Below are 25,256 nucleotides of genomic sequence, written 5' to 3' on the forward strand. Positions count from 1 at the left end.
GGAATGGTGTGGGATGAATCACGAGAGGTACATACACAGGGGCTGAAAGTTGCGGCGAGACGGCCGCAATCGTCACCGTTTCGACGGTCTCGGCGGCCGGGTACTTGCGCGATCCGCCGCGCCCGTGTGGACTACGCCCAATGCTGCGCGTACGCGCGCTGCCGAAGAACATTCACCGAACATGAGCAGGAGGCACCCCGTGAGCGCGACCGCGGACCACGCGGAGAACCTGGCCGCCAGGCTGGGTTTCCAGTCCGAACAGGTGGTCCAGGAGATCGGCTACGACGACGACGTCGATCAGGAATTCCGTGATGCCGTAGAGGGTCACGTCACCGAACTCGTCGACGAGGACTACGACGATGTCGCAGACGCGGTACTGCTGTGGTTCCGGGAGGACGACGGCGACCTGACGGACGCCCTGGTCGACGCGACCGAGCTGGTCGAGGACGGCGCACTGATCCTGCTGGTGACTCCCAAGACCGGCAAGGACGGTTTCGTCGAGGCCAGCGACATCAGCGAGGCCGCCGAGACCGCAGGCCTCTCTCTGGCCAAGGGACTCCCCGTTGGCAAGGAGTGGACCGCCACCAAGCTGGCGACCCCGAAGACGGCCAAGTCCAAGCGCTGAGCCGCGCCCCGCAGTCCCGAGCGGACACACGCACCCCGCCTGCCGGAATTCCTCCCGGTCGGCGGGGTGTGTGCGTTCGGCGGCGGACCGGTGTCGAGGCATAGGCTGGCCACCCGAACGGCCGAACGCAGGATGAAGGAACGAAGGGATGCGACAGATGGCGATCGAGGTCGGCAGCAAGGCCCCGGACTTCGAGCTCAAGGACAACCACGGTGCCACCGTGCGGCTCTCCGACTTCCGGGGGGAGAAGGCCGTCGTGCTGCTCTTCTACCCGTTCGCCTTCACCGGCGTGTGCACCGGGGAGCTGTGCGAGCTGCGCGACCAGCTGCCCCGGTTCCAGAACGACGACGTGCAGCTCCTCGCCGTCTCCAACGACTCCGTGCCCACCCTGCGCGTCTTCGGCGAGCAGGAGGGCCTCGATTACCCGCTGCTGTCGGACTTCTGGCCGCACGGGGAGACCTCCCGCGCCTACGGGGTCTTCGACGAGGAGAAGGGCTGCGCGGTCCGCGGCACCTTCGTCATCGACCGCGACGGCATCGTGCGCTGGAGCGTCGTCAACGGACTGCCCGACGCGCGTGACCTGAACGAGTACATCAAGGCCCTCGACAGCCTCTGAGGTCTCCGAGCGCGTGTCGCAGGCTCGAGGGCACGCTCGCCCGAATAACCCCGTACAGGCGGGAACCCGTCACTAGGATCGAACCGTTGATCCGGTGAAATCGCACGACGGGGCACCGCCCCACACCAACCTTATGGAGGACCCGTGGGAGTCAGCCTCAGCAAGGGCGGCAACGTCTCGCTGACCAAGGCCGCGCCGAACCTGACGGCGGTCATCGTCGGTCTGGGCTGGGACGCTCGCACCACCACCGGTGTCGATTTCGACCTCGACGCCAGCGCGATCCTGACCAACGACCAGGGCAAGGTCGCCAGCGACGCGAACTTCGTCTTCTTCAACAACCTGAAGAGCCCGGACGGCTCGGTCGAGCACACCGGTGACAACACCACCGGTGAGGGCGAAGGCGACGACGAGGCCATCAAGGTCAACCTCGCCGGCGTCCCGGCCGACGTGTCCAAGATCGTCTTCCCCGTCTCGATCTACGAGGCCGAGAGCCGCCAGCAGAGCTTCGGCCAGGTCCGCAACGCGTACATCCGCGTCGTGAACCAGGCCGACAACACCGAGCTCGCCCGCTACGACCTGTCGGAGGACGCCTCGACCGAGACCGCCATGGTCTTCGGCGAGCTGTACCGCAACGGCGCCGAGTGGAAGTTCCGCGCCATCGGCCAGGGCTACGCCTCGGGCCTGCGCGGCATCGCGCAGGACTTCGGCGTCAACGTCTGAGTCGACGCGCCGGCCGATCCGTCGGACCAGCCAGTTCACCCGTCCGGCGCCGTGCACCCCGTGTGTGCGGCGCCGGACCGGCTTTACGGCCGGGGCCCCGCCGTGCCCCGCCGTATCGCCGGACCCTCGCACCGCCGTACCGTCATACCGCCACACCGTCGTCCGGGGAGGACCACAACATGGGCGTCACACTCGCCAAGGGGGGCAACGTCTCCCTGTCCAAGGCCGCACCGAACCTCACCCGGGTTCTGATCGGCCTCGGCTGGGACGCGCGCTCGACCACGGGCGCGGACTTCGACCTCGACGCCAGCGCGCTGCTGTGCACGAACGGCCGCGTGCTCGGGGACGAGTACTTCGTCTTCTACAACAACCTGAAGAGCCCCGAGGGCTCCGTCGAACACACGGGGGACAACCTCACCGGCGAGGGTGACGGTGACGACGAGTCGATCGTCATCGACCTCACCAAGGTCCCGGCCGGCGTGGACAAGATCGTCTTTCCGGTCTCCATCCACGAGGCGGAGGCCCGCCGGCAGAGCTTCGGCCAGGTCAGCAACGCCTTCATCCGCGTGGTGAACGAGGCGGACGGCCAGGAACTGGCCCGTTACGACCTCACCGAGGACGCCTCCAGCGAAACCGCGATGATCTTCGGCGAGGTCTACCGGTACGGCGGGGAATGGAAGTTCCGTGCGGTGGGGCAGGGGTACGCGTCGGGGCTCCGGGGCATCGCTCTAGACTTCGGGGTCAACGTTTCGTAAAGCCGTACAAGACGATGGGATGCCAGTGGTTCTGAAAACCTTCGGCTGGTCGTTCGCAATCACTGCGCTCGGACTGGCCGCTGCGGTGCTCTACGGGGGGTGGGAGGCCTTCGGGATCGTGGCGATCCTGTCGGTCCTCGAGATCTCGCTGTCCTTCGACAACGCGGTGGTCAACGCCGGAATCCTGAAGAAGATGAATGCCTTCTGGCAGAAGATCTTCCTCACGATCGGCGTCCTCATCGCGGTCTTCGGCATGCGACTGGTCTTCCCCGTCCTCATCGTCGCGATCAGCGCCAAGATCGGGCCCATAGAGGCCGTCGACCTCGCCATGACCGACAAGGACATGTACGAGCAGCTGGTCACGGACGCCCACCCGTCCATCGCGGCCTTCGGTGGCATGTTCCTGCTGATGATCTTCCTCGACTTCATCTTCGAGGACCGTGACATCAAGTGGCTCGCCTGGCTCGAGCGTCCGCTCGCCAAGCTCGGCAAGATCGACATGCTGTCGGCGTGCATCGCGCTGATCGTCCTGGTCATCACCTCGATGACCTTCGCGACCCATGCCCACCAGCACGGCGGCATCGAAGTCGACAAGGCCCAGACCGTCCTGGTCTCCGGCATCCTCGGCCTGATCACCTACATGATCGTCGGCGGTCTCTCCGGCTACTTCGAGAACAAGCTCGAGGAAGAGGAAGAGGCCGAGCACGAGGCGGAGGAAGCGGCCAAGAAGTCCGGCAGCGCGGTCTCGGCCGTCGCCATGGCCGGCAAGGCCGCGTTCTTCATGTTCCTCTACCTCGAAGTCCTCGACGCCTCCTTCTCGTTCGACGGGGTCATCGGCGCCTTCGCCATCACCAACGACATCGTGCTCATGGCGCTGGGCCTCGGCATCGGCGCCATGTACGTCCGCTCGCTGACGGTCTACCTGGTCCGCCAGGGCACCCTCGACGACTACGTCTACCTGGAGCACGGCGCGCACTACGCCATCGGCGCGCTCGCCGTCATCCTGCTCGTCACCATCCAGCACGAGATCAACGAGGTCATCACCGGTCTCGTCGGCGTCGTGCTGATCGCGTGGTCCTTCTGGTCCTCGGTGCGCCGCAACAAGCGCATGGAACTGGAGGGTTCCACCGCCGAGGCATGATCACGGCGGTAATGCGGAACGCTCAAGTGCGGGGCGGTCCGGTGGGTCCACCGACTCGCCGGGCCGCCCCGCACGCGTACGCGGACAGGCAGGCAGACCAGGGGATCAGGGGGGTTGTGGGGATGGGATTCTTCGACGGCATCAGGGGCAGCCGCGCCGTGCACTTCCAGTCGGGCAGCGCCTCGTCGAACGCGATCGAGCTGACCAAACGCCATCCGACGGTGTCGCTCACCAAACAGGGGGCGGTGCACGGCAATCTGCGCGTCAACCTCTCGTGGCGCATGCGCACCTCGGACATCGGCGGCCGCGCGGCCGGCCAGAGCGGGCAGCTCTTCCGCCACCCGTTCAAGCTGTTCAAGCCGGACATGGTGCAGGCGCACACCCAGGGCATGGTCAATGTCGACCTCGACATCGGCTGCCTCTACGAACTGACCGACGGCACCCGGGGCGTCGTCCAGCCGCTGGGCAACTTCCACGGGGACATCAACAGCCCGCCGTACGTCAAGCTCAGCGGCGACGACCGGTTCGGGGCGCCCTCAGGTGAGACGATCTTCGTCAATCTCGACCATGCCGAGGACATAAAGAGGCTGCTGGTCTTCGTCTACATCTACGACCAGACCCCGGCCTTCGACCGGACGCACGCGCTGGTGACCCTCTTCCCGATCACCGGGCCGCGCATCGAGATCCCGCTGGAGGAGCGCCACCCGCACGCGCGCTCCTGCGCGGTGGTCTCCCTGGAGAACGTCAAGGGCGAGCTGATCGTGCGGCGCGAGGTCAAATTCGTCTACGGGTTCCAGGCCGAGCTCGACCGGCTGTACGGGTGGGGACTCCAGTGGGGCCGGGGCTACAAGGCGAAGGCCTGACCGCCCCGGCCCGGGATCCCGCGCGGGGTGCTCAGCGCCGGATGAACTGGGGGCCCTGCACCGGCAGCCGGAAGGTCGGGTCCCCGCCCGGGGCCGGGACCGGAGCCGGCGCCGGGGACACCGGCTGCGGGTACCCGTACGCGGGCTCCGCGGCCGGCGGGGCCTGGGTGTGCGGCGTCGGGAGCACCGGGGCGGCCGGCGCCTGATGCGGGGGCGCCGGGGTCTCCGGGGCGCTCTCGTCCACGGAGATCCCGTGGTCGGTGGCCAGTCCGACGAGGCCGTTGGAGTAGCCCTCGCCGAGCGCGCGGAACTTCCACCCGTCGCCCCGCCGGTACAGCTCGCCGCAGATCAGCGCCGTCTCGGCGCCGGTCTCGGGCCGCACGTCGAAGAAGGCCAGGGGTTCGCCGCCGCCGGCCGCGGTGGCGTCGTAGAGCAGGATCCGCAGGTCGTGGACCCGCTGGAAGGGCACGTCCTCGGCGGAGGCGACGACCAGGATCCGGTCCACGACGGGCGTCACCGCCCGCAGGTCCGCCTGGACGGCGTCGGTGACCCCGTCGCCGAGCTGCTTCTTGCCGAGCCGCCAGACGGCCCCCGAGGGGTGCCGGGGCTGGTTGTAGAAGACGAAGTCCTCGTCCGAGCGCACCCGCCCGTCCGAGCCCACGAGCAGCGCCGAGGCGTCCACGTCGGGAACATCGGGCCCACCGGTCCAGCGCAGCACCGCCCGTACCGCCGCGGCGGTGACCGGGATGTTCGAGCCCTTCTGCATCGCGTGCGTCATGCCGGTCATCCTGCCCTCCCGGGCACGACCGGGACAATGCGGCCCCCCGTAGCGTCCCGTTCGGTCCCGATCCGCCGCATCGTGTGCCGTTGGTCCCTCCTGCCGTGCGCCCCCGACGCGCCCCCTGAGCGCCCCGCAAGTGCGCCGGGGCGCCCCCCGAGGGCGTGCCCGAGGCGTCCCCGAGGAAAGAGGCGGCCCCACACCTTGTCCCGGCCACGAGTCCTGGGCATGGTGCAAGGGGGTGCGCGACGGGCACGAGAGCCCGTGGGCCCCCGGACCGTCCCGGGGCGACGGCGATGACCTCAGCGGACCGAGGACCCGCGTCACTCGTCTGACCAGGACGGTTACCTGAACTTCATGTGCGCGGGGAAGTTTTGAATCTCATTCGTACGTACTATTACCGGCCACGCCAGTTGGGCCGCCGAGGCAGTACGGGGGAAGCACATGCGTCATTTCGGGCACATATCGCCCACCGTCCGCGAGGACCTCTTCCACCAGGAGCCGGCCGAGTTCACCGCCGCCTCCCCCGCACGCACGCTCGCCGCTGCTCTGGGGGCCACGCTCTACAGCCCCGCCACCCGTCCCCAGCTCGCCCGTGACATCCGCAAGCAGGCCGGCCGGGGAGTCGTCTCGATGGTCCTCTGCCTGGAGGATTCCATCAGCGACGCCGATGTCGTCGGGGGCGAGGAGAACCTCGTCCGGCAGTTCGCCGCCCTCGACGAGGACCCGGCGGAGATCCCGCTGCTCTTCATCCGGGTCCGTACGCCCGAGCAGATTCCCGACATCGTGCACCGGCTCGGCGGCTCGGCCGCGCGACTGGCCGGATTCGTACTCCCGAAGTTCACCGAAAGTCGCGGCGTGGCCTTCCTGGACGCGGTGGCCCAGGCGGAGGCGGAGAGCGGACAGCCCCGGCTGTACGCGATGCCCGTCCTGGAGACCCCGGAGCTCCTGCACCTGGAGACCCGGGTCGAGGCCCTCGCCGGAATCTCCCGTACCGTGAACAAGTACCGCGAGCGGGTCCTGGCGCTGCGGCTCGGAGTCACCGACTTCTGCTCCGCGTACGGACTGCGCCGTACGCCCGACATGACCGCCTACGACGTGCAGATCGTCGCCGGTGTGATCGCCGACGTCGTCAACGTGCTCAGCCGCGCCGACGGCACCGGCTTCACGGTCACCGGCCCGGTGTGGGAGTACTTCCGCAGCCAGCAGCGCCTCTTCAAGCCGCAGCTGCGCCGCAGCCCCTTCCTGGAGGAAGGCGTGGAGGAGCTGCGCACCGCGCTGATCGAGCACGACCTGGACGGGCTGCTGCGCGAGATCGAGCTGGACCGCGCCAACGGGCTGCTGGGCAAGACCTGCATCCACCCCGCCCACGTCACGCCCGTCCACGCGCTGTCGGTGGTCTCCCACGAGGAGTTCAGCGACGCGCAGGACATCCTGCGCCCCGAGCGGGACGGCGGCGGCGTGATGCGTTCCGCCTACACGAACAAGATGAACGAGGTGAAGCCCCACCGGGCCTGGGCCGAGCGCACCATGCTGCGCGCCGAGGTCTTCGGTGTGGCGAAGGAGGAGGTCGGCTTCGTCGACCTCCTCACGGCCGGTCTCCAGGTGTGAGCGGGCCGTTGACTGCGAGGAAGGGCAAGAAGATCGAATCGGTGTGGTCGGGAACGTGGGTCGCGGACCGGCTGGGCGTCGGCCTGGAGGAAGCCGCCGGCCCCGCGACGGCCGGCGCAGGCGCTCCGGCGACCGCAGGCGGCGGACCGCGGCTGCGCGAACTCCTCGGCCTCGCGCTGCGCCGCAACCCCAAGCGGGCACACCTGCTGGTCTCGCAGGTGCTGGGCAAGCACGTCCCGCAGTCCCCGGCGACCGTGTACGCCGCCGGGTACGGGCTCGGCGAGCGGGTCCGGGAGCTGCTGGGCGAGGACGGGGCGGCCGCGGCGGTGGTCCTGGGCTACGCCGAGACGGCGACCGGCCTCGGCCACTGCGTCGCCGACGGCCTCGCCGACGCCCCCTACCTGCACTCCACCCGCCGTCCTGTCCCGGGCGTGGAGCCCGCGGGCGGCTTCGAGGAGGCGCATTCGCACGCCACCTCGCACCTGCTGCTGCCCGAGGACCCGAAGCTGCTCGCGGGCTCCGGCCCGCTGGTCCTCGTCGACGACGAGTTCTCCACCGGCAACACCGTCCTCAACACCATCCGCGACCTGCACGCCCGCCACCCGCGCGGGCACTACGTCGTCGTCGCCCTCGTCGACATGCGCTCCCCGGCCGACCGCGACCGCCTCACCGCCTTCGCCGCCGAGCTGGGCGCCCGCGTCGACCTGATCTCCCTCGCCTCGGGCACGGTCCGCCTCCCCGAGGGGGTCCTGGCCAAGGGACAGGCGCTGGTCGAGCGGTACGAGGGCGCCCAGGGGGACGAGGACACCGAGGGTGCCGAGGGTGCCCAGGGGGACGAGGACGCCGAGGGTGCCCAGGGCGCCCAGGGTGACGAGCCGCGGGGCGCGGGTGCCGAGGCACCGCCCGCGGGCGCCCCCTCCCCGTCCCCCGCGGACGGCCCGCAGGTCACCCGCGTGGCGCTGGACTGGCCCGCCGCGATACCCGACGGCGGACGCCACGGCTTCTCGCCCGCGCACCGCGAAGCCCTCGACGCGGCGCTGCCCGCGATGGCGGACCGGCTCGGGGCCGCGCTCGGCGACGGCCCCGCCCGGGTCCTCGTCCTCGGCAACGAGGAGCTGATGTACGCCCCGCTGCGCCTCGCGAAGGCCCTGGAGGAGTCCGGCGCGGCGGCCGAGGTCCGCTTCTCCACGACCACCCGCTCACCCGTCCTCGCCGTCGACGACCCCGGCTACGCGATCCGCACCCGCCTGGTCTTCCCCGCCCACGACGCCCCCGCGGACGGTCCCGGAGACCGATACGCGTACAACGTGGCCGGAGCCGGCTTCGACGCCGTCGTCGCCGTCGTCGACTCGGCGGGCGACACCCCGGAGCTGCGCACCGGCCTCCTCGCGGCCCTCGCCCCGCACACCGGCCGGGTCCTGCTCGCGGTCATACCGTCGTACACCCCTGACGTTGCCTCCGACCGGCAGGAGCCGATCATGACCGAGCCCCGGCGCGAACCGCTGCGCGGGCCCGCCTTCTCCTCGTACGCCGCCGAGGACGTCGGCTGGCTGCTCCAGGACTTCTCCGACGTCGAACTGGAGGCCCCGACCGAGGAGCGCGAAGAGGCGATACAGGCGGGCGGCGCGCACTACGCCGAGTCCCTGCCGGTCGAGTACCAGCCGTCCCCGCAGTACCAGGAGCTCTACCAGAGCGCGCTGACCGCCTCCGCCGCCCGCATGGCCCGCGCGGTCGGCACGGTGACCGAGACGGTGCTCGCCGAGCGGTCTCCGTCGCCGGTCCTCGTCTCCCTGGCCCGCGCCGGCACCCCCGTCGGCGTCCTGATGCGGCGCTGGGCGCGGGCACGGCACGGCCTGGACCTGCCGCACTACGCCGTCTCCATCGTGCGCGGCCGCGGCATCGACGCCAACGCGCTGCGCTGGCTGGCCGCCCACCACGATCCGGCCGACATCGTCTTCGTCGACGGCTGGACCGGCAAGGGCGCGATCACGCGCGAGCTGCGCGAGGCCCTGGGCGAGTTCGAGGGCTTCAACCCCGAGATCGTGGTCCTCGCCGACCCCGGCTCGTGCGTGGAGACGTACGGGACGCGCGAGGACTTCCTGATCCCCTCCGCGTGTCTCAATTCCACCGTCTCGGGACTCGTCTCGCGTACGGTGCTGAGGTCCGACCTGGTCGGGCCCGCCGATTTCCACGGCGCGAAGTTCTACCGGGAGCTCGCCGGGGCCGACGTCTCCGTCGCGTTCGTCGACACGGTCGCCGCCCGCTTCGAGGAGGTGGCCGAGGCCGTGGACGCCGAGGTCAAGGAGCTCCTCGCCGCCGACCGCACGCCGACCTGGGTGGGCTGGGCGGCCGTGGAGCGGATCAGCGAGGAGTACGGCATCCACGACGTGAACCTCGTCAAGCCGGGCGTCGGCGAGACCACGCGCGTACTGCTGCGCCGGGTGCCGTGGAAGATCCTCGCGCAGCGCGGCGCGGGAGCCGACCTGGACCACGTACGCCTCCTCGCGGAGCAGCGCGGAGTGCCGGTGGAAGAGGTCGACGGGCTGCCCTACACCTGCGTGGGACTCATTCACCCCCGCTTCACGCGCGGCGCCACGGGCGCCGACGGAAAGGCTGTGTCCGCCAAGTGACCGTTCTCGTAGCCAGTGACCTCGACCGCACGCTCATCTACTCGACGGCCGCGCTCGGCCTGACCATGCCCGACCCGGTGGCCCCGCGGCTGCTGTGCGTCGAGGTCCACGAGAGCAAGCCGCTGTCGTTCATGACCGAGACGGCGGCGGGACTGCTGGCGGAACTGTCGGCGGACCCGGACGTCGTCTTCGTCCCGACCACCACCCGTACGCGCAAGCAGTACCAGCGGATCCGCTTCCCCGGACGGCAGGCGAAGTACGCGATCTGCGCCAACGGCGGCCAGCTGCTGGTCGACGGGGTCCCCGACCGGGACTGGCGGCGGCAGGTCGCGGCGCGCCTGGAGCGCGAGTGCGCCCCGCTGGAGGAGGTGCACGGGCACCTGCTGGCGACGGCGGACCCGCAGTGGCTGCGCAAGGCGCGGGTGGCGGAGGAGCTGTTCGCCTACCTCGTGGTGGAGCGGGAGCTGGTCCCCGCCGAGTGGATCAAGGCACTGGCGGAATGGGCGGAGGCGCGCGGCTGGACGGTCTCCCTCCAGGGCCGGAAGATCTACGCCGTCCCGCGCCCGCTGACCAAGAGCGCGGCGATGGGGGAGGTGGCCCGGCGTACCGGGGCCACGACCACGCTGGCCGCCGGGGACTCGCTCCTGGACGCGGACCTGCTGCTCGCGGCGGACGCGGGCTGGCGGCCGGGCCACGGCGAACTGGCCGACGCCGGGTGGACGGCGCCGCACGTGACGGCGCTGGGGCTGGCGGGCGTGCTGGCCGGTGAGGAAATCGTGCGCGCGTTCACCCGGGAAGCGGCGCGACTCGGCACACTGGACGCATGACCAAGGGCAACAGCACCAAGATCACGGACGAGCTCTACCGGTACGTGCTCGCGCACAACCCCCCGCTGGACGAGGTCCAGCGGGGCCTGGTGGCGACGACGTACGAAGTGTTCCCGGCCTCGGCCGGCATGCAGTCGGCGGAGGAGCAGGGGCCGTTGCTGGCCTTCCTGGTCCGGCTGACCGGCGCCCGGCACATCGTGGAGATCGGGACCTTCACCGGCTTCTCCTCCCTGTCGATGGCGCAGGCGCTCCCGGCGGACGGCCGGCTCATCGCGTGCGACGTCTCGGAGGAGTGGACGGCGTACGCGCGGGAGGCCTGGGCGAAGGCGGGCGTCGAGGACCGCATCGAACTGCGGATCGCGCCCGCGCTCCAGACGCTCCGCGCGATGCCGGCCGAGCCGCACATCGACATGGCGTACGTGGACGCCGACAAGGAGAGCCAGATCTCCTACTGGGAGGAGCTCGTGCCGAGGCTGGTGCCGGGCGGCCTGATCGTCACGGACAACACGCTGTTCCACGGCTCGGTGCTCGACGAGTCGGCCACGGGCTCGGCGGCGGGCGTCCGCGCCTACAACGAACACGTCGCGGCGGACGCCCGCATGGAGTCCGTGATGCTGGGCATCTCGGACGGCCTGACCTTGTCGCGCAAGCGGTAGGCAGGTGTTCTGTCTGCCGGCCAGCCGGCAGACAGGCACACTGACCGGCTGACCTAGCCGCAGCCGCCGCCTCCGCAGCAGCCTCCGCCGCCCATCGGGGCTGCGGGGGCCGCGCCGGCGCTGCTGCTGCCGCCGCCCACGGCGACGGCGGAGAGCAGCTTGACGGTGTCGGCGTGCCCGGCCGGGCAGTCGGCGGGCGCGGAGGACTCGGCCATGGGCCGGCTGACCTCGAAGGTGTCTTCGCAGGTCCGGCAGCGGTATTCGTAACGAGGCATGCGGACAGGCTACGCAGTGCGGGTCGCGATGCGGAATCCCCTTGCCGGGGTACCCACGGGGCGCAGGTCCTAGCCCGGCCGAACCGCCCGGTCGACGGACCTGGCCGTGGCACGCGTCCGCTCCTCCCGAGCCGCCTGCTCGGGGTGGCGGGCCCGCCAGTACGGGTTGTCGTGCGGCAGGGCGCTGCCCACCCGCCCGTACATCCCGAACCACATCAGCATCACGCCGACCACGAAGCTGAAGAGCACGTTCTGGATGCGGAAGGCCAGGAAGTTCAGCCCCGTATCGAGCAGTGCGAGGTTCACGAACCCGCTCGCGATGAACAGCAGGCCCACCACGATGTTGAGCGTCGAGGCGGTGCTGCCCCCGATCACCATCCCGAAGAACAGCAGCCCGCCGATGCAGATCGACAGGATGCTCAGCGCGCCGTTGGTGTTCAGGGCGAGCACGGTGTCTCCGCCGGTGTCGAAGAACCCGATCTGGTCGATGAGCCCCAGGATCCCGAAGACGACCAGCAGCAGCCCGGTCAGCCCGGCGCCGATCCGGTAGACCTGGCTGAGCTTGTGATCGACGGGCAGATGGTCGTCGAGCTTGGCATTGACGGGACGCATGACGCGTCGCAGCGGTCCGGGGGAGTCCGGAGGCTCGTGGGTCGGATAGGGCTCGTGCGCGATGTACGGCGCGTAGGACTCATGGGGCTCGTGGCACCCGTAGAGCGCGTGGGCCCCGTAGGGCTCGTGGGGTGCAGGCGGTGTCGGGGGTACGCGGCCTGCACGAGGCCTGTGGAAAGTGTGGGCAGCCATACCGCCCTCCTCTGCTCCGTTCCCGGAACCACCAGCATCCGCCGATGCGCACGCGGGGACAACCCCGGACGTTTCGGGCCGGCGTGTGGAGGGGCCCCGGGTGGGCGGCCGGGGCCTCAGCCGTGCCCGCGTTCGGTCCGGATGTCCGCCACGACCCGGTGCACGGCCGAGCGCACCGCCTCCATCTCCTGGAGGAAGGCCCAGTAGTCGGGATGGCGGTCCTCCAGACCGGCCAGCGCCCGGTCCACCCGGGCCACCGCCTCGTCCAGCGGGCGCGCGTGCCGCGCCTCGGGCACCGTGCGGCCCTCCATCACCAGGCGCTGCGCGTCCCGGATCGCGAACCGCGTCCGCTGCACCTCTCCTTGCGGATCCCGGGCCACCGCCTCCAGCCGCGTCAGCCGGTCCTGCGCCGCCGACACCGCCTCGTCGGTCGCGTCCAGCGCCGTGCGCACCGCTTCCACCAGCGCCGCCACATCGGCCCAGCGCTGCTCGTCGCGTGCCCGGCCGGCCTCCGCGAGCCGCTCCTCGGCCCGCGCCACATCCCGTACCGCCTGGTCGGGAACGTGCTGGAGGTCCTGCCAGCACGCCGCGCTGAAACGCCGGCGCAGCTCGCTGAGGACCGGATCCACCCGGTCCGCGCGGTTGCGCAGCGCCTGCGCCCGGGTCCGCAGGCTCACCAGCCGCCGGTCGATCTCCGCCGCCCGCTCCGGGAGCCGCGCCGCCTCGGCCCGTATCCCCTCGGCGTCGCGCAGGATCCGTTCGGCGCGCTGGACGGTCTCCTGCACACCGTGCTGCGCCGCGCCCTGGTTCAGCTTGGTCAGCTCCGGAGCCAGCGCGGCGAGCCGGGCGGCCAGGTCGTCCGCGCGCATCCCCTTGCCGCGCACCTCGTCCAGCGCGCTGCTCGCCGCGAGCAGCGCGGCCTTCGCCCGCTCGCGGGCGGGCGCCACCCGGGCCAGCTGCGTCTCGGCCTTGTCCAGCAGCGGCCGCAGCCCCTGCTCGAAACGGTCGAGCTCGGCCTTGACCCGTACCAGCTCGTCCTTGGCCCGCGTCAGCTCCTCGCGGGCCCGCGTCGCCGCGGACGCCTCGAGCTCCGGCCGGTCCAAGTCATGGGCGTCGACGGCCTCGATGTACACGTGGCTGACCTGGTCGATCCGCTGACCGAGCGCGCGGAACCCCTCGCCGGCCCGCCGCGCTTCCGGCGAACCGTCCGCGGCCGCGATCGTCTCGATCGAGATCTGCAGATCCCGCTGCGCGGTGTCGAGTTCGTAGAACGCCGCCGCGGCGGCGTCCTTGGCCGCCTGCGCGTCCGCCCGCCGACTCTCGTCCCGCCCGCCGCCGAACCACCGCCGGGGTGCCGTCGTCACAGTCGCTTCTCCCGTACCCCGTCCGCAATGCCCCTGCCCAGGCCCATTCTCCCTCACGGCAACGGGTTTGCGTGGGGGGTACGCCGTCCATGTAGGCTGTCGTTCTGCCTTCGGGCAGCGGGCAGGGCTTGTCCGGGCACCGGTCGTGGACCGGGTTCGAAGCCCCGGGGTGAGAGCCCTTGGGGATCAGTCACGTAGGCTGTCCACCCAGAGGGTGGCGCCGGGACCAAGCGTCCAGGGGTGCGTAGCTCAGGGGTAGAGCGCTGCTCTTACAAAGCAGATGTCGGCGGTTCGAAACCGTCCGCGCCCACCAGCACGAAGGCCCCCCGCCGATCATGGCGGGGGGCCTTTGACGGCTACAAGTGACGGCAGGTCCTTGGTCCGGGTGCTGACGTGCGGCACCCCAACGAGAGTCCCAATGCCTGTCGGCTAAGCCGGACCGCCGTTTGGTGACGGCACCTTCCTTGCCGTGGCCGCTGGCTCAACTGATGCGGCGGTCTGGATTGACCTCAGTACCCGGTCGGGGAGCTCGGGTAGCTGGGTGGCGCCGAGCTTTAGGACGAGGGCGGCCTGGAGGAGCGCTCGCAGCCCGGGGTCTGGGACTTCCTGGACAAGCCGCAGCGATGCTTCCAGCTCCCTTTCGCGCTGCATATCTGAACGCAAAGACTCAGTCTGCTTCTGCATCTGATCCATGGCGGCATCGGCGCGTCGGTGTCCGAGATGCCCGATGACCGTGGCGACGGCGCCTGCAACGCTAGTCACGATTGACGCGTTTATAGATCGCCGGAGGTCTCAGCGTTCCAGACGGCGAGAGCTGCACCGCCGACAATCACGGCGACTCCAAGACCTGAGCAGACCAAGCTGAGTGCTGTCGTGCGTCTTGCCTGAGTCAAGCCCCAGGCGCATTACTCGATGAGTAGCTCGGCGAACTTGTCGTCGTCGATTCGTTGGACGCCAGCGAGCGGTGCTGGCTCTTGAGTCGTTGTCGCAGGCCCATCCGCATCTGTCTCTGGGCTTCTGGACGAGGACGAGTCGGGCCGTCGGAGCCGGTAGTGACCACGAACCAACCGCGGGGAATCCTGCGTGTTGAGAAGCGTCCTCAGGCGGTCGCTCTCCGAGTTCGAATCGCGCCGCAAGACGCTTACCAACACGCCTGTTGCTGCGGCGACCAGCCCGATTAGTGCGCTGACAGCTCCGAGAAGCTCGGGAAACGAGATGCTCAAGGTGACTCCCCCCCCCCACTCGTAGGTAGATCCTGTGGGAGCCCCCTCCGTCTCAGAGCTGATTTCGAACCAGCATCGTCTTGCGGCACTTAGTCCGTCGGCCGCCGCCGACGCAGCATCCGGTCCATGTGCCCAATCGCTTCCCGCCGGGTCTCCTCAGTCACGTGCGTGTAGATGTTCATCGTGACGGCGATCTGTGAGTGCCCGAGGATCTCCATGACCACCCGCGCGGGCACCCCGGCCGCGAAGAGCAGTGTGGCGCATCCGTGCCGGGCGTCGTGTAGTCGGATCCGGGGGAGGGCCGCCCCCTCCCCGACGCGCTCGAAGGACCGGCTGATGTTCCGTGGCTCGATCGGCCGGCCCGACCGCGTGGTGAACACGTAGTCGCTCTCCTGCCAGGTCTCGCCTGCGGTCTCCCGTTGGGCGGACTGGCGCAGACGCTGCCACCGGAGCGGCGCCACGGTCATGAGCGGGATCGGGATGACCCGGATCCGACGGTTCTTCGTGGAGTCCGCGTACAGCTCCTTCTGCACGCGCTGGATCTGGTTCCGCACGGTGAGGGTCCGGCGCTCTAGGTCGATATCTTGCCAGCGCAGTCCCAGGACCTCCCCGCGCCGCAGCCCCATCGTCACGGCCACGACAAAGGCCGCGTATAGGGGGGCCTGCCGTGCGGCCTCCAGGAAGGTGACCGTCTGGTCGAGGTTCCACGGCTTGAGCTCGTGCCGGCTGCACCCGAGGAGCCGGCACGAGCTGGACGACGTTCCTGCTGATGAGTTCCTCCCGGCAGGCTGCGGAGATGGCACTACGCAGCACGCGGTGCGACTCCTTGCACCGAAGCTCTCGCACGGTCGCCATCAGCCGGGTTTCGCCGCCCGACGGGGCCGACCAGCGGTCGCGCTCAAGCTCCTCAAGAGAGCGGTCACGGTTCACGAATCGAGTCACCGACCGATCGTCCCATGTCAGATCTCAAACGCGGTCTCAGAGTCTGTAGGTCAAGGACCCTCACCTGCACAAATGCCTTAACTCACCGCCATTGTGGCTAAGGGCTGCCCTCTTCGACCGCCCAGCCTCCGCGCGAGTACCAGCTCTCCAGGATACCGGTGACCAGACCCTTGGAGAGGCCGATACGCGGTTGCGTAAGCCAATCCCAGCCAACCAGAAAAGCCAGGTATGCCCTCGCGTGAGCGATCGGCAGTCTCCTTAAATTTGATTTATCCGGTATGTACTCCTCTAGTCGTCGAAGGTTTTCAGGCAATACATTCGACCGCCCCAAGTTCTCTTGTTAGCGTGCCGCATGTAGATCAGCATCCGATTGGGGGGATGAAAGTGAAACGTGCGGCCTCGGTCACGATAGGGCTCGTTATGGTTTTTGGGGTGATGGGATCGCCATCTTCATCGGCGGTCGAATCGAAGTCGAGCTCCACAATCTGGTCTCGTAGCGATGAAGCTCCTGCTCTTTCCGCAGTCGGGTCCATATACTGGGACACTGCATTGCAGGGAGGTCTCCTGCCTTCGTCGGACAGTCCGTCTGCTCCGATCCAGCCGACACCGGAGAATCAGAAGAAGGCCATCCAGAAAGGTGGAGACAGCTACAAGACAACCCTCGGGGAGGCGAATAACACCTCCCTTGTTAAGAGTGATGGCGTCGTCGACTTCGCGACATGCGACGCAGACCTTGCGGGGCACCAAGCCAACGGGCATGTGCTAAACCACTTCAGTTTCTGCCGGTGGGGCTACAACACAGCCACCAAACTGGACGGGCAAGGACGCATCGAAGGCCAGGTCCGGTTCAGAGAAACGGAAGTCGGCGACGGCTCGAAGACGGCTAGAACTGGGCGGGTGTACGTAAAGGTCACGGAGGTCACTTCCACCGGAATATTTGCTGCCGGCACTGGGGCCACCATGCGAATGGCCGTCAGCGCCTCAGGCTACCCGGGATCGTGCTCCGCTTCCTTTGGCACCACGTCGGTGTACCAGGAGCCAGTAGCCACCTGGAACGACACCTTCGTCTTCTACGAGGTCACGAGCCCCAGCACCTCCGGTGACCAGACTCGGATCGACAAGGTGGCCTCTTGCTCCTTCCACAGTGGTTACAAGGTGGACTCCGCCAAAGGCGCAACCGACTACAGCTCGGGGCCGGCGGGTGGCATGCGTATGGATTCCGCCGCCTATCTGGCCCCTTACGGGACCGAGGGAACGATATTTAACTACGCCCTCCCATCCCTGCTCTACGACTACAACAACAAAGAACTTGGTCGCGTTGCAGAGCACATTTTCTACACCTTCAGAAATCCGGATGGTACCGATCCCTGGATCAGCACTCCAAAGATAATACCGGGTGAATATATCGTGGGCAAGATGCTGCATCGAAACTACCCTAAATTCAATGCGGCCTCTGACGAGATCTCAAAGAATAATCTCTCGGCGAAGAACACGGCATGCGCAAGCGTCGTAAAGGGAAATTCCACATACGAATGCGATGAGTTCCCGTTTGCATCAACCAAGGAAGGGGCGGGCTTGGGTGATCGAAACTTCTCTGTGCGCTACCTTCCACAGCCGGACAACTCCAAGGCGGGAGGTGCACTCTCCAAGTGGTACGGAGAGGATCGCATCCTCGACGGAGATGAGTACTGGGTTCAGGTGGACAATCATCTGAAGCTGGTTCCAGGCGCCGCCACCTCCCAGCACTCCGGCCTTGTCCTGGATGCCGTCAGTAACCGAAATGGGGCCGCACTCCAGGTCTGGGCCCCCTGGGGCGGGGCAAATCAGAAATTCTACGTCAATGACGATGGGGAAGTTCGGGTCTACGGCAACTGCATAGACGCCGACAGTGGCGCGCAAGGGACTCTCCTGACGGCAAAAGCTTGCAATGGAGGACCGAGCCAGAAATGGGGCCCCCACCTCACCTATAAAGGGGCCATTGTGCACACCCAAAGTGGCCTTTGCATGGACGTGAAGGATTGGGGAACCCAGAACGGTACACTCGTCATGCTGTACACCTGCACTGGTAACCCGAATCAGCTGTGGTCAAATTCGTGACCCGCATGTAGATGCTCCCGGATCCCGATCCGCTGAGGGGTCCGGGAGCATCTATCTGGACCGGATTGGAGAGTGGCTGGAGCAGTGCCTTCAGCGCTGACGGATTATTCCTTAACGCGGAACTGGACTACATACTCTTCTAGTCCCTCAATGGGGAACACGGCGCCTAGGAGCTCGGAGTACCGCTGGACGGCCGTTTCACCCCCCCTGCGCCATACCCGCAGCGTGTACACCCGATTCGGTTCGAGCGGGAAGGGCATCACAGGGCCATCTATGTTGAAAATGTATGCCTTTCCAGTGCTGCTCTGGTAGGACCACTCGCCAAGGAGCTTAAATCCAGGTACCTCTACGGCAGTGAACTCCCGGAGAATTTCGACCGTGACCAAAGCGTCATGTGTACCTACAAGGCTCATCACGCGCAACGTGCTCAGTCCAACCCGGACGGGCTCACTATCCATGGACAGATCGACCCAATAGGGGCGATCCAGCTCTTCTGGCGACCTATCCTCATCAACGCCGAATATAGATCTGTCAATCGCTACAGTTGTCGACTCGCGGAACACCGCATCATTTGACATGCAGGAATTATAAAGCCTCGAGAGCGTTGTTGGCGTTGCATGCGATCATAGGCTTGCTCGGCCCGTAATGATCTACTATTCTTCCGTGCGAATGATCTCTGCGTTCAGGTTGGCCCGGGACTGGAATAGGCGCCACGGGCGTGCCTCGAGGGTTCCCCGCAGACAGCTCGAGCTGTAGCCGATGCTCGACGCGGACTGCCTCTGCCCAGGTGGGCTTGCCTGACCTCGGCGGGGCATACGATGCTGTGCTTTCGCTGACCCCATTCATCGTTCACGGCCTATCTGTGGGCGTCTATTGATCAGAAACTCAAAGGGTTCTCGTCCAGGACGTAGCGGACGTGTGGGCCGCCGAAGTAGCCGCGGACGATGTGTGGTTGACGCTGGCGTCTGTGGAAGAACCTGCGGGTTTCGGCGGCGAGTTCGGCCTGGTTCCTGGCCCGGTGGGTGTGGGGCAGGCTGCGTTTGAGGTCGGCGTTGACCAGCTCGTCGGGGTTCAGCTCGGGTGAGTACGAGGGCAGGAAGTGCAGCTCGATCTCGTCCGTGTGGCCGGCGAGCCAGGCCTGGACGGTCTTCGAGCGGTGGGCCGAGTGCCGGTCGACGATCAGGTGGACCTTCCGGTCGAAGTGCCCGACGATCCGGGTGAGGAAGCGGCACATGACCTTCGCGTCGAACGACTCGGTGAAGACCATGAAGTGCATCCGGCCGCGGGTGCTGATCGCGGACATCGCGTTCACGGAGAACCGGTTCCCGGTGCGGCGGACGATGGGAGTCGCGCCTTTGGCACCCCAGGTGCGGCCGGTGACCTGGTCCGAGCGGACCCCGACCTGGTCGCCGAAGAGAACCTCGGCGTTCTCCGCCTTCGCCTTCGCCCGGATCGCCGGCCAGGTCTCCTCGTGCCAGACGCGGACTGCTTCCGCGTTCTGCTCGACCGCCCGCTTGTCCGGACGCTGGAAGGTCAGCCCCCAACGCTTGAGGTACTTGCCCACCCCGGGCTCGGTGAAGCGGACCCGGTACAGCTTGAAGATCAGCTCACCTATCTGCCCCCGTGTCCACAGCTGACCCGAAAGCCCCAGGTCGGAGGGGATGTGATCGAGGACGGCCTGCCGGACGGCAGCCTGCTCGGCCTCCCCGAGCACCTGGTGCACCCCGACCGGCTTGCCGCGCGGCTGCATGACCAGAGCTTCCCGGCCGCCGGCCTGCCACTTCGCCCACCAGATGTCGACCGCCTTCAGCGACACCCCGAACACCGCCGCCACGTCCTCACGGTCCCGCCCCGCCACCAACGCGGCCACCGCCCGCAGCCGCAGGGCCTCCTGCGCCGACGGCGACAGATGCCGCGCGTCCCCCACCAGATCGCTCACACCCCTCCAACGACCCAGAACCCAAACCGTTTCTGATCAATAGGACTCGCGGGTCCGCTTCCGGATTCTTGACCTGCTGAAACACGGGGTCTGCAGAGCCGTGTGCGGTGTTGTCGGTCGCGCCTTGCTTGCTGCGCCTGACGGCAGCCGCTGACGGCAACGTGGACGTACATCTACGGGTCCGCGCTGACTGACCGAGCCCTCCGCCGTAGCGGGATCTGGCTCGGTGCCTGGCCCCGTGCATGGTTGGGCGAACTTACAAAGCAGATGTCGGCGGTTCGAAACCGTCCGCGCCCACCAGCACGAAGGCCCCCCGCCGATCATGGCGGGGGGCCTTTTGCATCCCGTTGTGACGGCGAATTGCGCGTGCCCGAGGGCCTCCCTCACGATCCGGGGCGGAACGTCAGTAACGGGCTGGAGGACGGTTCCCTCGGCCTGGTCCTGGAGCGGTGCGACGCGGAGTGAGGGCGGCAGGCGGTCGTAGTGCAGTGGGGGGTGGAGCTGACCACGGCTGACATCGACGGCTGACGTCAACGATGGCGGATGCCGGCCCGGGCCGTGCCAGCGATCGGCGGGGCCGTGTGCCGGGTGTGCTGCCGTCCGCGTCTTTTGCGCCTGTCGCCCGGGCGTCCTCGGCGAGATCATCACCTCGCCCGGTCCGACCGGAGCCGGAAACAGGTGGGGGCCAGATGACTCAGCCGCGGTGTGGGGCGCAGACGGTCAAGGGGCGGCCGTGTACCAAGCCCGCGATCACGAACAGTTCCCGGTGCCAGTTGCACCAGGGAGGGTGGTCGGGCTACGCAGTGGCGCAGCGGAAGAAGAAGGAAGCCGAAGCGAGGATGCGGAAGCTCCGGAAGAAGTGAGCGGGTGCGCGGGCCGCCTCCGCTCCTGCCGCTGACCGGCCTTTTCCGTGGAGGAACCTACCAAGGGGGTCGGCGGCGGGTCCTGGAGGCGGGTTGAGCGGGATAGTGGAGGCATGTGCCGATCCATTAAGACGCTGCGTCCGCCCGCCATTCCGGAGAAGGCGACCGAGGAGGAGATCCGGGCCGCCGCCCTGCAGTACGTGCGGAAGGTGTCCGGGTTCAGGGCGCCCGCCGCGCACAACGAGGAGGTGTTCGCGGCCGCCGTGGACGCGATCGCCGAGGCCACGCGCGACCTGCTGGGCGGGCTCCAGGTCAGGGGCGCGGCCGTGGCCGGGTAGCCGGCCCGGGATCCGGCACCCTCAGACCGCCGTGACACGGAGTCTTTCTCCAGGGGACCACCGCGGCCGGGCGGGCCGGAGCGCCTCCGGCTGGGAGCAGCACCGCGTCGGTCATCGAGCCGAGCCGAGCCGCGCCGCGGCGGGAGCGGGCGCTGGTTGATGGCGGGCCCCTGTGGGGGCCGCGGTGGGTGGACACAGCCTTGCGGGGACGGGCTCCGGGCGGGAGTGGGGAAGGTCCCGAGTGGCGCGGGACCTTCGCCGCCCCCGCCGTCGATTCCGGCGGTGTGACGGGCCCCGGGCGCGCCGGGTCGGTGCTCGTGCGGGGCCGGTCGGATGCTTCCGGGGCTTCTCGAAGCTTCCGGACGTATCCGGGTTCTTGGCTGCCGCGACGTCCGGGACCGGCCTTCGGACGGCTAGGAGGCGCGTCCCGTGCGGCGGCGCATGAACCAGGCGCCGGCGCCCAGCGCGGTCGCGACGAGCGCGCCGCCGGCGGCGATCTGGCCGGGGCTCATGCTGTCGACGCTGCCGCCGAGCCCGCCGCGGGCGGCGCCCGGGGTGATGTTGAGCGCGACGGTGACGCGTTCGCCGCCGGGGCCGCCGCACTCGAAGGTGACGGGATGGGAACCGGCGCTGATGTTGCCGAAGGTGGTGGCGGCGCCGAAGAGGTTCGTGGCCTCCGCGTTGCCCGGGGTCAGCCATACGTCGCCGAAGGCGCGCGAGGAGGCCTTGCCCGTCTTGGTGCCGCAGCCGGTGATGTTGAGGCTGACCCGGCCGCCGGGGGCGACGTTGGTCGGAGAGACGTTGCCGGAGGGGCCGGCGTGGGCCACGGTCGCGGGAACGGCGGCTGAGAGGGCGATCGCCGCGGCGGCGACGGCGAGTGCGCGGGGGAGGGCGCGGTGTGAGCGGGGGTGGCGGGGTGTGGTGGGCATGGAGAGGACTCCTCGGGCTCCGTGACGGTGCGTCGCGGCGCGGCTTCGGATGCGCACCGTGTCTTGGACGCTAGGAGCCCGGCGCCGACGCGGCGATCCCTGCCGGGTGAACGGGTGAGCCACTGCTCCGCCCGGGGGAGGCCGGACAGCCCCACGGGCCGCGCGGCGTCCGGTCGGACGTCCGGGGCGGACGGGCCGGGGCGGAGCCTGGACCTGGCCGCCGGAGGCGGCGCTCGGTCTGGTGCTGCCCAGTCTGGCGCGGGCTGGTCTGGCGCGCCCCGCTCAGGCGCGCCCCGCTCTGGCGCCCGCTCTGGCACGCCCCGCTCAGGCGCGATGCGAGTAGGAGCCCGGAGCCGCCGGTCGGGTTTGGCGGGCGGCGGAGGGGGTGGGTCAGGCGGCTTGGGCGGGGGGTGCGTTGGTGGGGCGGCGGACGACGAAGGCGGCCAGGGCTCCGGCGGCGAAGAGGGCGATCAGGGAGACGGACGTACCGAGCCAGGTGGCGCCGAGCCACTGGGTGCCGAAGTAGCCGAGGGACACGCTGTACCCGGCCCAGGCCACGGCCGCCAGGACCGACCAGGGCAGGAACTCCATGACCTTGCGGTGGGTCTTCCCCGCCCCGAGGGAGACCACCGAGCGGCCGGCCGGGGCGAAGCGGGCGATCACCACCAGGGCTCCGCCGCCGCGGGCGAGGGCGGTGCCGAGGCGTTCGTGGGCGCGGGTGAGCCGCCGGGAGCGGGCGATGGCCCGGTCGAGCCGGTCCCCGCCGCGCCGGGCCAGCCGGTACGCGGCCATGTCGCCGAGCACCGAGGCGGTCACGGCCGTCACCAGCAACGCCAGGATGTCCGGCACCTGCTCGTGCACGGCCACCGGACCGGCCGCCCCGGCGGCCGCCGCGGCCGCTGCCGCGGTGATCACCAGGATCCCGCTGGGCAGCACCGGCAGGAAGACGTCGAGCAGGATGGACAGCGCCACGAGGGCGTAGATCCATGGGCTCGACGTGAAAGAGCCCAGCGTCTCAAGCAAAACGGGACTCCCCGGTCCAGTTGACGTGCTTCGGCGTGAAGCGCCGCTTCGTTCGCGGGGGAGCGGCAGGGGCGGCTGACAGCGGAACAGCGTACGCCGGGCGTCCGCAGACCGAACGCTCGGGGGGTGAACGGGTGCCGCGCTGCGCCCCCCCGTGGTGCCCGCCCCGCCCCGGCCGCCCGCCCCGACCGGCCCCGGCCGCCCGCCCTGTCCGGCCTCGCGCCCCGGCCGTGCGCGCGCCCCGGCGCCCGCCCCGTCCGGCCCCCGCCCTTACCGCGGGGCCGTGAGGTCCCGGTCCAGGACCGTCACCAGGCGGGGGCCCTTGCGGGCCTGGTCGAGGCGGAGCCGTGCAGAACGGCCCGACAGGGCGAGCGTCATGAGCTGGTTGCCGAACCACGGCCCGTCCGTACGCCGCCAGCTCAACGGGGGCCGGCCCGTCCGGCCGTGCCGGGAGAAGCCGCGGCCCAGCCACCGGCCCACCCGGGACCAGCCCAGCCGGAAGCCCCATTTCACCGCCGTGTGGATGGAGTTGTGCACCGGCGAGCACGTCAGCTGGAACACCCGCGCCGTGCTGGGTATGCGGGGCTCGGCCACGTACGCGTGGTGCACGTCGCCCGAGAGCACGCACACCGTCGCCGGTGCCCGCGGACCCGTGCCCACTTCCTCTATGAGGTCGCTGAGGGCCGCGAACGAGGCCGGGAACGCGGCCCAGTGCTCCAAGTCGCTGCGCCGCCGCAGGTCCTCACCGATCCTGGCCCACCGGGGGCCGCGTTCTCCGCGGCACAGGGCGGCGTTCCACACTTCCGCGTCGTGGACGAGCGGAGGCATCAGCCAGGGCAGCGACGACCCTATGAGGAGGTGGTCGTAACCGCCGTGTCCGGCCAGGGCGTTGTCGCGGAGCCACTGCTGCTCCGTCGGGTCGAGCATCGCCCGTCCGTCCTCGGCGAGCACCCGGGCGGCCCGGGTGTCCACCATCAGCAGCCGGGACCGGCCGAAGTCGCGGCGGTAGCTCCAGCGGACGGTGGCCGGGTCGGCGTCCGCCGATGCGGCGAACGCCCGGAGCGCGTCGGTGCCGTCGGGGGTGTCGCGGACCGCTTCGTACAGCGGGTCGGCGGCGAGTTCGGCGGGGGAGAGGTTGCCGAGGTGCTGGTACACCCAGTACGACATCAGTCCGCTGAGCACCCGCTCCTGCCACCACGGGGTCGCGCGCATCTCCGCCAGCCACGCGGCGCTGGTGTTCCAGTCGTCGATGACGTCGTGGTCGTCGAATATGTGCAGGCTGGGGACGGTGGAGAGGAGCCAGCGGATCTCCGGGTCGAGCCAGGACTCGTCGTAGAGCCGGGTGTACTCCTCGAAGTCGGCGACCTGGGCGCCGGGGGCCTCGCGCAGGTCCCGGCGGGCCGCGAGCCACTGGCGGGTGGGCCGCGACAGCTGGTCCGCGTACACCTGGTCCCCGAGGAGGAGCAGGACGTCGGGCCGCTCGTGCGCGTCCCCGCCGGCGGCCAGCCGCGCGGCGAGGGTGTCGAGGGCGTCGGGGCCGTGCGGTCCGCGCCGGTCGGCGGGCGGCGCGGCCTGTCGGCAGGAGCCGAAGGTGACGCGGAGAGGAGGGGCGGGTCCGGACCGTGCGGTGGAGGGCGTGGTGATGGTGCTCGCGGGGAACGGGCTGTCGGCGAGGGGCCACACGCGGACGTCGTCGAGCAGCACCTCGTACGCCGTGGTGGAGGCGGGCGTCAGGCCGGTAACGGGGATCAGGGCGTAGTGATGGCCGGCGACCTGGAAGGTACGGACGCTGCCGCCGGAGCCGTCGGCACAGCGCACTTCGGCGGTGCAGGGGCGGTCCGCCTCGACCCAGACCGTCGCGCAGTCGCCCCTGTCCCAGTCGACATAGCGCAGCAGTGGTCCCAGACGCATCGTGGCCATGCAACTCCCCCTCCTGCGATGTGCGTTGGCCGGTGATCGCCGGCCCGCGGCCGTGACCTCCGGCCGTGCGTTCCGGCCGTGACCTCCGGCCCTGCGATCACGGTACGACGAGGAGGGGGCGCTCCACCTCCCCCTGGCGGGGGAAAGATCTTTGGCCAGGGGTGGAGGCGGAGGTGGAGGCGGAGGTGGAGGTGGAGGTGGAGGTGGAGCGGGCGTACGGGCGGGGCGGGGCCTGGAGGGGGGAGGGCCGAGCGGGCGTCGGTGGGCGCCCCGCCGGGCGCCCACCGGTTGCTCGTCAGGTGTCGGCCACCGCGACA

At 69.5% G+C, this 25,256-nt stretch carries 23 protein-coding genes, 1 tRNA gene and 1 pseudogene; 14 read left to right on the forward strand and 11 right to left on the reverse strand.

The genetic code is table 11. The features are described from left to right. The first annotated feature begins 199 nt into the window (after positions 1–199). The 6 genes from ACWF9Z_RS21260 to ACWF9Z_RS21285 all read left to right on the forward strand — a co-directional run bounded on the left by ACWF9Z_RS21260 (position 200) and on the right by ACWF9Z_RS21285 (position 4,720). Complete coding sequence (locus ACWF9Z_RS21260) at positions 200–625, forward strand: DUF3052 domain-containing protein (RefSeq protein ID WP_214957128.1); 426 nt, start codon at positions 200–202, stop codon at positions 623–625. A gap of 157 nt (positions 626–782) precedes the next feature. Beyond that, a complete protein-coding gene (locus tag ACWF9Z_RS21265) occupies positions 783–1,241 on the forward strand; it encodes a peroxiredoxin (RefSeq protein WP_453604301.1) in 459 nt (152 codons plus the stop codon). Positions 1,242–1,385: 144 nt separating this feature from the next. Beyond that, positions 1,386–1,961 carry a TerD family protein gene (locus ACWF9Z_RS21270; RefSeq protein WP_031150730.1) on the forward strand — a complete coding sequence of 192 codons (576 nt, stop codon included), beginning with the start codon at positions 1,386–1,388 and terminating at the stop codon, positions 1,959–1,961. Positions 1,962–2,140: 179 nt separating this feature from the next. Further along, complete coding sequence (locus tag ACWF9Z_RS21275) at positions 2,141–2,716, forward strand: TerD family protein (protein ID WP_453604203.1); 576 nt, start codon at positions 2,141–2,143, stop codon at positions 2,714–2,716. A 25-nt stretch (positions 2,717–2,741) separates the two neighbouring features. Next, positions 2,742–3,857 carry a DUF475 domain-containing protein gene (locus tag ACWF9Z_RS21280; RefSeq protein WP_453604303.1) on the forward strand — a complete coding sequence of 372 codons (1,116 nt, stop codon included), beginning with the start codon at positions 2,742–2,744 and terminating at the stop codon, positions 3,855–3,857. A gap of 122 nt (positions 3,858–3,979) precedes the next feature. Continuing rightward, the gene (locus tag ACWF9Z_RS21285) at positions 3,980–4,720 is read left to right on the forward strand and encodes a TerD family protein (RefSeq protein ID WP_453604205.1); all 741 of its coding nucleotides are present in this window, start codon (positions 3,980–3,982) and stop codon (positions 4,718–4,720) included. A 31-nt stretch (positions 4,721–4,751) separates the two neighbouring features. Here the strand turns inward: ACWF9Z_RS21285 and ACWF9Z_RS21290 are convergent, their stop codons facing one another. After that, positions 4,752–5,498 carry a TerD family protein gene (locus tag ACWF9Z_RS21290; protein WP_453604305.1) on the reverse strand — a complete coding sequence of 249 codons (747 nt, stop codon included), beginning with the start codon at positions 5,496–5,498 and terminating at the stop codon, positions 4,752–4,754. A 444-nt stretch (positions 5,499–5,942) separates the two neighbouring features. On the opposite strand from ACWF9Z_RS21290, the gene ACWF9Z_RS21295 reads away from it, so the two are divergent. The 4 genes from ACWF9Z_RS21295 to ACWF9Z_RS21310 are packed head-to-tail and all read left to right on the forward strand — an operon-like array spanning position 5,943 to position 11,222. Then, on the forward strand, positions 5,943–7,109 hold the full coding sequence (locus tag ACWF9Z_RS21295) for an HpcH/HpaI aldolase/citrate lyase family protein (protein WP_453604206.1): 1,167 nt from the start codon (positions 5,943–5,945) through the stop codon (positions 7,107–7,109). 32 nt (positions 7,110–7,141) lie between these two features. After that, on the forward strand, positions 7,142–9,739 hold the full coding sequence (locus tag ACWF9Z_RS21300; RefSeq protein WP_453604307.1) for a phosphoribosyltransferase: 2,598 nt from the start codon (positions 7,142–7,144) through the stop codon (positions 9,737–9,739). Then, positions 9,736–10,566, forward strand: coding sequence for an HAD family hydrolase (locus tag ACWF9Z_RS21305; protein WP_453604207.1), 831 nt, complete (start codon positions 9,736–9,738; stop codon positions 10,564–10,566). Before ACWF9Z_RS21300 ends, ACWF9Z_RS21305 begins: the two co-directional genes overlap by 4 nt. Further along, entirely contained in the window at positions 10,563–11,222 is a 660-nt protein-coding gene (locus tag ACWF9Z_RS21310) for an O-methyltransferase (RefSeq protein WP_453604208.1), read from the forward strand. Before ACWF9Z_RS21305 ends, ACWF9Z_RS21310 begins: the two co-directional genes overlap by 4 nt. 53 nt (positions 11,223–11,275) lie before the next feature. Here the strand turns inward: ACWF9Z_RS21310 and ACWF9Z_RS21315 are convergent, their stop codons facing one another. From ACWF9Z_RS21315 to ACWF9Z_RS21325, 3 genes are all read right to left on the reverse strand, one after another. Next, a complete protein-coding gene (locus ACWF9Z_RS21315; protein WP_453604209.1) occupies positions 11,276–11,497 on the reverse strand; it encodes an FmdB family zinc ribbon protein in 222 nt (73 codons plus the stop codon). Positions 11,498–11,566: 69 nt separating this feature from the next. Beyond that, positions 11,567–12,109, reverse strand: coding sequence for a DUF4383 domain-containing protein (locus ACWF9Z_RS21320; protein WP_453604309.1), 543 nt, complete (start codon positions 12,107–12,109; stop codon positions 11,567–11,569). A gap of 308 nt (positions 12,110–12,417) precedes the next feature. Further along, positions 12,418–13,665, reverse strand: a complete 1,248-nt coding sequence (locus ACWF9Z_RS21325; protein ID WP_453604210.1) for a hypothetical protein — start codon at positions 13,663–13,665, stop codon at positions 12,418–12,420. A gap of 238 nt (positions 13,666–13,903) precedes the next feature. On the opposite strand from ACWF9Z_RS21325, the gene ACWF9Z_RS21330 reads away from it, so the two are divergent. Further along, positions 13,904–13,978 (forward strand) — tRNA-Val (locus ACWF9Z_RS21330). A gap of 460 nt (positions 13,979–14,438) precedes the next feature. Here ACWF9Z_RS21330 and ACWF9Z_RS21335 read toward each other — a convergent pair. Beyond that, complete coding sequence (locus ACWF9Z_RS21335) at positions 14,439–14,558, reverse strand: TRADD-N-associated membrane domain-containing protein (RefSeq protein WP_453604212.1); 120 nt, start codon at positions 14,556–14,558, stop codon at positions 14,439–14,441. 419 nt (positions 14,559–14,977) lie between these two features. Then, positions 14,978–15,749, reverse strand: a pseudogene (locus ACWF9Z_RS21340) (tyrosine-type recombinase/integrase); the annotation flags it as partial. Positions 15,750–16,175: 426 nt separating this feature from the next. Between ACWF9Z_RS21340 and ACWF9Z_RS21345 the strand changes: the two are divergent. Further along, positions 16,176–17,927, forward strand: coding sequence for a ricin-type beta-trefoil lectin domain protein (locus ACWF9Z_RS21345; RefSeq protein ID WP_453604214.1), 1,752 nt, complete (start codon positions 16,176–16,178; stop codon positions 17,925–17,927). A 104-nt stretch (positions 17,928–18,031) separates the two neighbouring features. On the opposite strand, the gene ACWF9Z_RS21350 is transcribed toward ACWF9Z_RS21345, so the two are convergent. Both ACWF9Z_RS21350 and ACWF9Z_RS21355 read right to left on the reverse strand, forming a co-directional pair. Next, positions 18,032–18,505, reverse strand: coding sequence for a hypothetical protein (locus ACWF9Z_RS21350; RefSeq protein ID WP_453604215.1), 474 nt, complete (start codon positions 18,503–18,505; stop codon positions 18,032–18,034). A gap of 299 nt (positions 18,506–18,804) precedes the next feature. Beyond that, positions 18,805–19,866: an IS630 family transposase gene (locus tag ACWF9Z_RS21355; protein WP_453604217.1), complete on the reverse strand. Its 1,062-nt coding sequence runs from the start codon at positions 19,864–19,866 to the stop codon at positions 18,805–18,807. Positions 19,867–20,555: 689 nt separating this feature from the next. On the opposite strand from ACWF9Z_RS21355, the gene ACWF9Z_RS21360 reads away from it, so the two are divergent. Both ACWF9Z_RS21360 and ACWF9Z_RS21365 read left to right on the forward strand, forming a co-directional pair. Then, the gene (locus ACWF9Z_RS21360) at positions 20,556–20,729 is read left to right on the forward strand and encodes an HGGxSTG domain-containing protein (RefSeq protein ID WP_453604219.1); all 174 of its coding nucleotides are present in this window, start codon (positions 20,556–20,558) and stop codon (positions 20,727–20,729) included. 113 nt (positions 20,730–20,842) lie between these two features. Then, entirely contained in the window at positions 20,843–21,067 is a 225-nt protein-coding gene (locus tag ACWF9Z_RS21365; RefSeq protein WP_453604221.1) for a DUF2277 domain-containing protein, read from the forward strand. 413 nt (positions 21,068–21,480) lie between these two features. Here the strand turns inward: ACWF9Z_RS21365 and ACWF9Z_RS21370 are convergent, their stop codons facing one another. The 3 genes from ACWF9Z_RS21370 to ACWF9Z_RS21380 all read right to left on the reverse strand — a co-directional run bounded on the left by ACWF9Z_RS21370 (position 21,481) and on the right by ACWF9Z_RS21380 (position 24,939). Next, entirely contained in the window at positions 21,481–21,996 is a 516-nt protein-coding gene (locus tag ACWF9Z_RS21370; protein ID WP_453604223.1) for a hypothetical protein, read from the reverse strand. 390 nt (positions 21,997–22,386) lie between these two features. Beyond that, positions 22,387–23,019, reverse strand: a complete 633-nt coding sequence (locus ACWF9Z_RS21375; protein WP_453604224.1) for a DedA family protein — start codon at positions 23,017–23,019, stop codon at positions 22,387–22,389. 270 nt (positions 23,020–23,289) lie between these two features. Continuing rightward, positions 23,290–24,939 carry an alkaline phosphatase D family protein gene (locus ACWF9Z_RS21380; protein ID WP_453604225.1) on the reverse strand — a complete coding sequence of 550 codons (1,650 nt, stop codon included), beginning with the start codon at positions 24,937–24,939 and terminating at the stop codon, positions 23,290–23,292. Positions 24,940–25,256: the final 317 nt, after the last annotated feature.

This window comes from Streptomyces sp. NPDC054961, from assembly GCF_053609145.1.

Bases quoted from the DNA above. Each gene is read 5' to 3' on its own strand.
- ACWF9Z_RS21265 (WP_453604301.1), top strand. From the start codon at position 783: ATGGCGATCGAGGTCGGCAGCAAGGCCCCGGACTTCGAGCTCAAGGAC.
- ACWF9Z_RS21275 (WP_453604203.1), top strand. From the start codon at position 2,141: ATGGGCGTCACACTCGCCAAGGGGGGCAACGTCTCCCTGTCCAAGGCC.
- ACWF9Z_RS21285 (WP_453604205.1), top strand. From the start codon at position 3,980: ATGGGATTCTTCGACGGCATCAGGGGCAGCCGCGCCGTGCACTTCCAG.
- ACWF9Z_RS21290 (WP_453604305.1), bottom strand. From the start codon at position 5,498: ATGACGCACGCGATGCAGAAGGGCTCGAACATCCCGGTCACCGCCGCG.
- ACWF9Z_RS21295 (WP_453604206.1), top strand. From the start codon at position 5,943: ATGCGTCATTTCGGGCACATATCGCCCACCGTCCGCGAGGACCTCTTC.
- ACWF9Z_RS21310 (WP_453604208.1), top strand. From the start codon at position 10,563: ATGACCAAGGGCAACAGCACCAAGATCACGGACGAGCTCTACCGGTAC.
- ACWF9Z_RS21315 (WP_453604209.1), bottom strand. From the start codon at position 11,497: ATGCCTCGTTACGAATACCGCTGCCGGACCTGCGAAGACACCTTCGAG.
- ACWF9Z_RS21320 (WP_453604309.1), bottom strand. From the start codon at position 12,109: ATGCGTCCCGTCAATGCCAAGCTCGACGACCATCTGCCCGTCGATCAC.
- ACWF9Z_RS21350 (WP_453604215.1), bottom strand. From the start codon at position 18,505: ATGTCAAATGATGCGGTGTTCCGCGAGTCGACAACTGTAGCGATTGAC.
- ACWF9Z_RS21360 (WP_453604219.1), top strand. From the start codon at position 20,556: ATGACTCAGCCGCGGTGTGGGGCGCAGACGGTCAAGGGGCGGCCGTGT.
- ACWF9Z_RS21365 (WP_453604221.1), top strand. From the start codon at position 20,843: ATGTGCCGATCCATTAAGACGCTGCGTCCGCCCGCCATTCCGGAGAAG.
- ACWF9Z_RS21370 (WP_453604223.1), bottom strand. From the start codon at position 21,996: ATGCCCACCACACCCCGCCACCCCCGCTCACACCGCGCCCTCCCCCGC.
- ACWF9Z_RS21380 (WP_453604225.1), bottom strand. From the start codon at position 24,939: ATGGCCACGATGCGTCTGGGACCACTGCTGCGCTATGTCGACTGGGAC.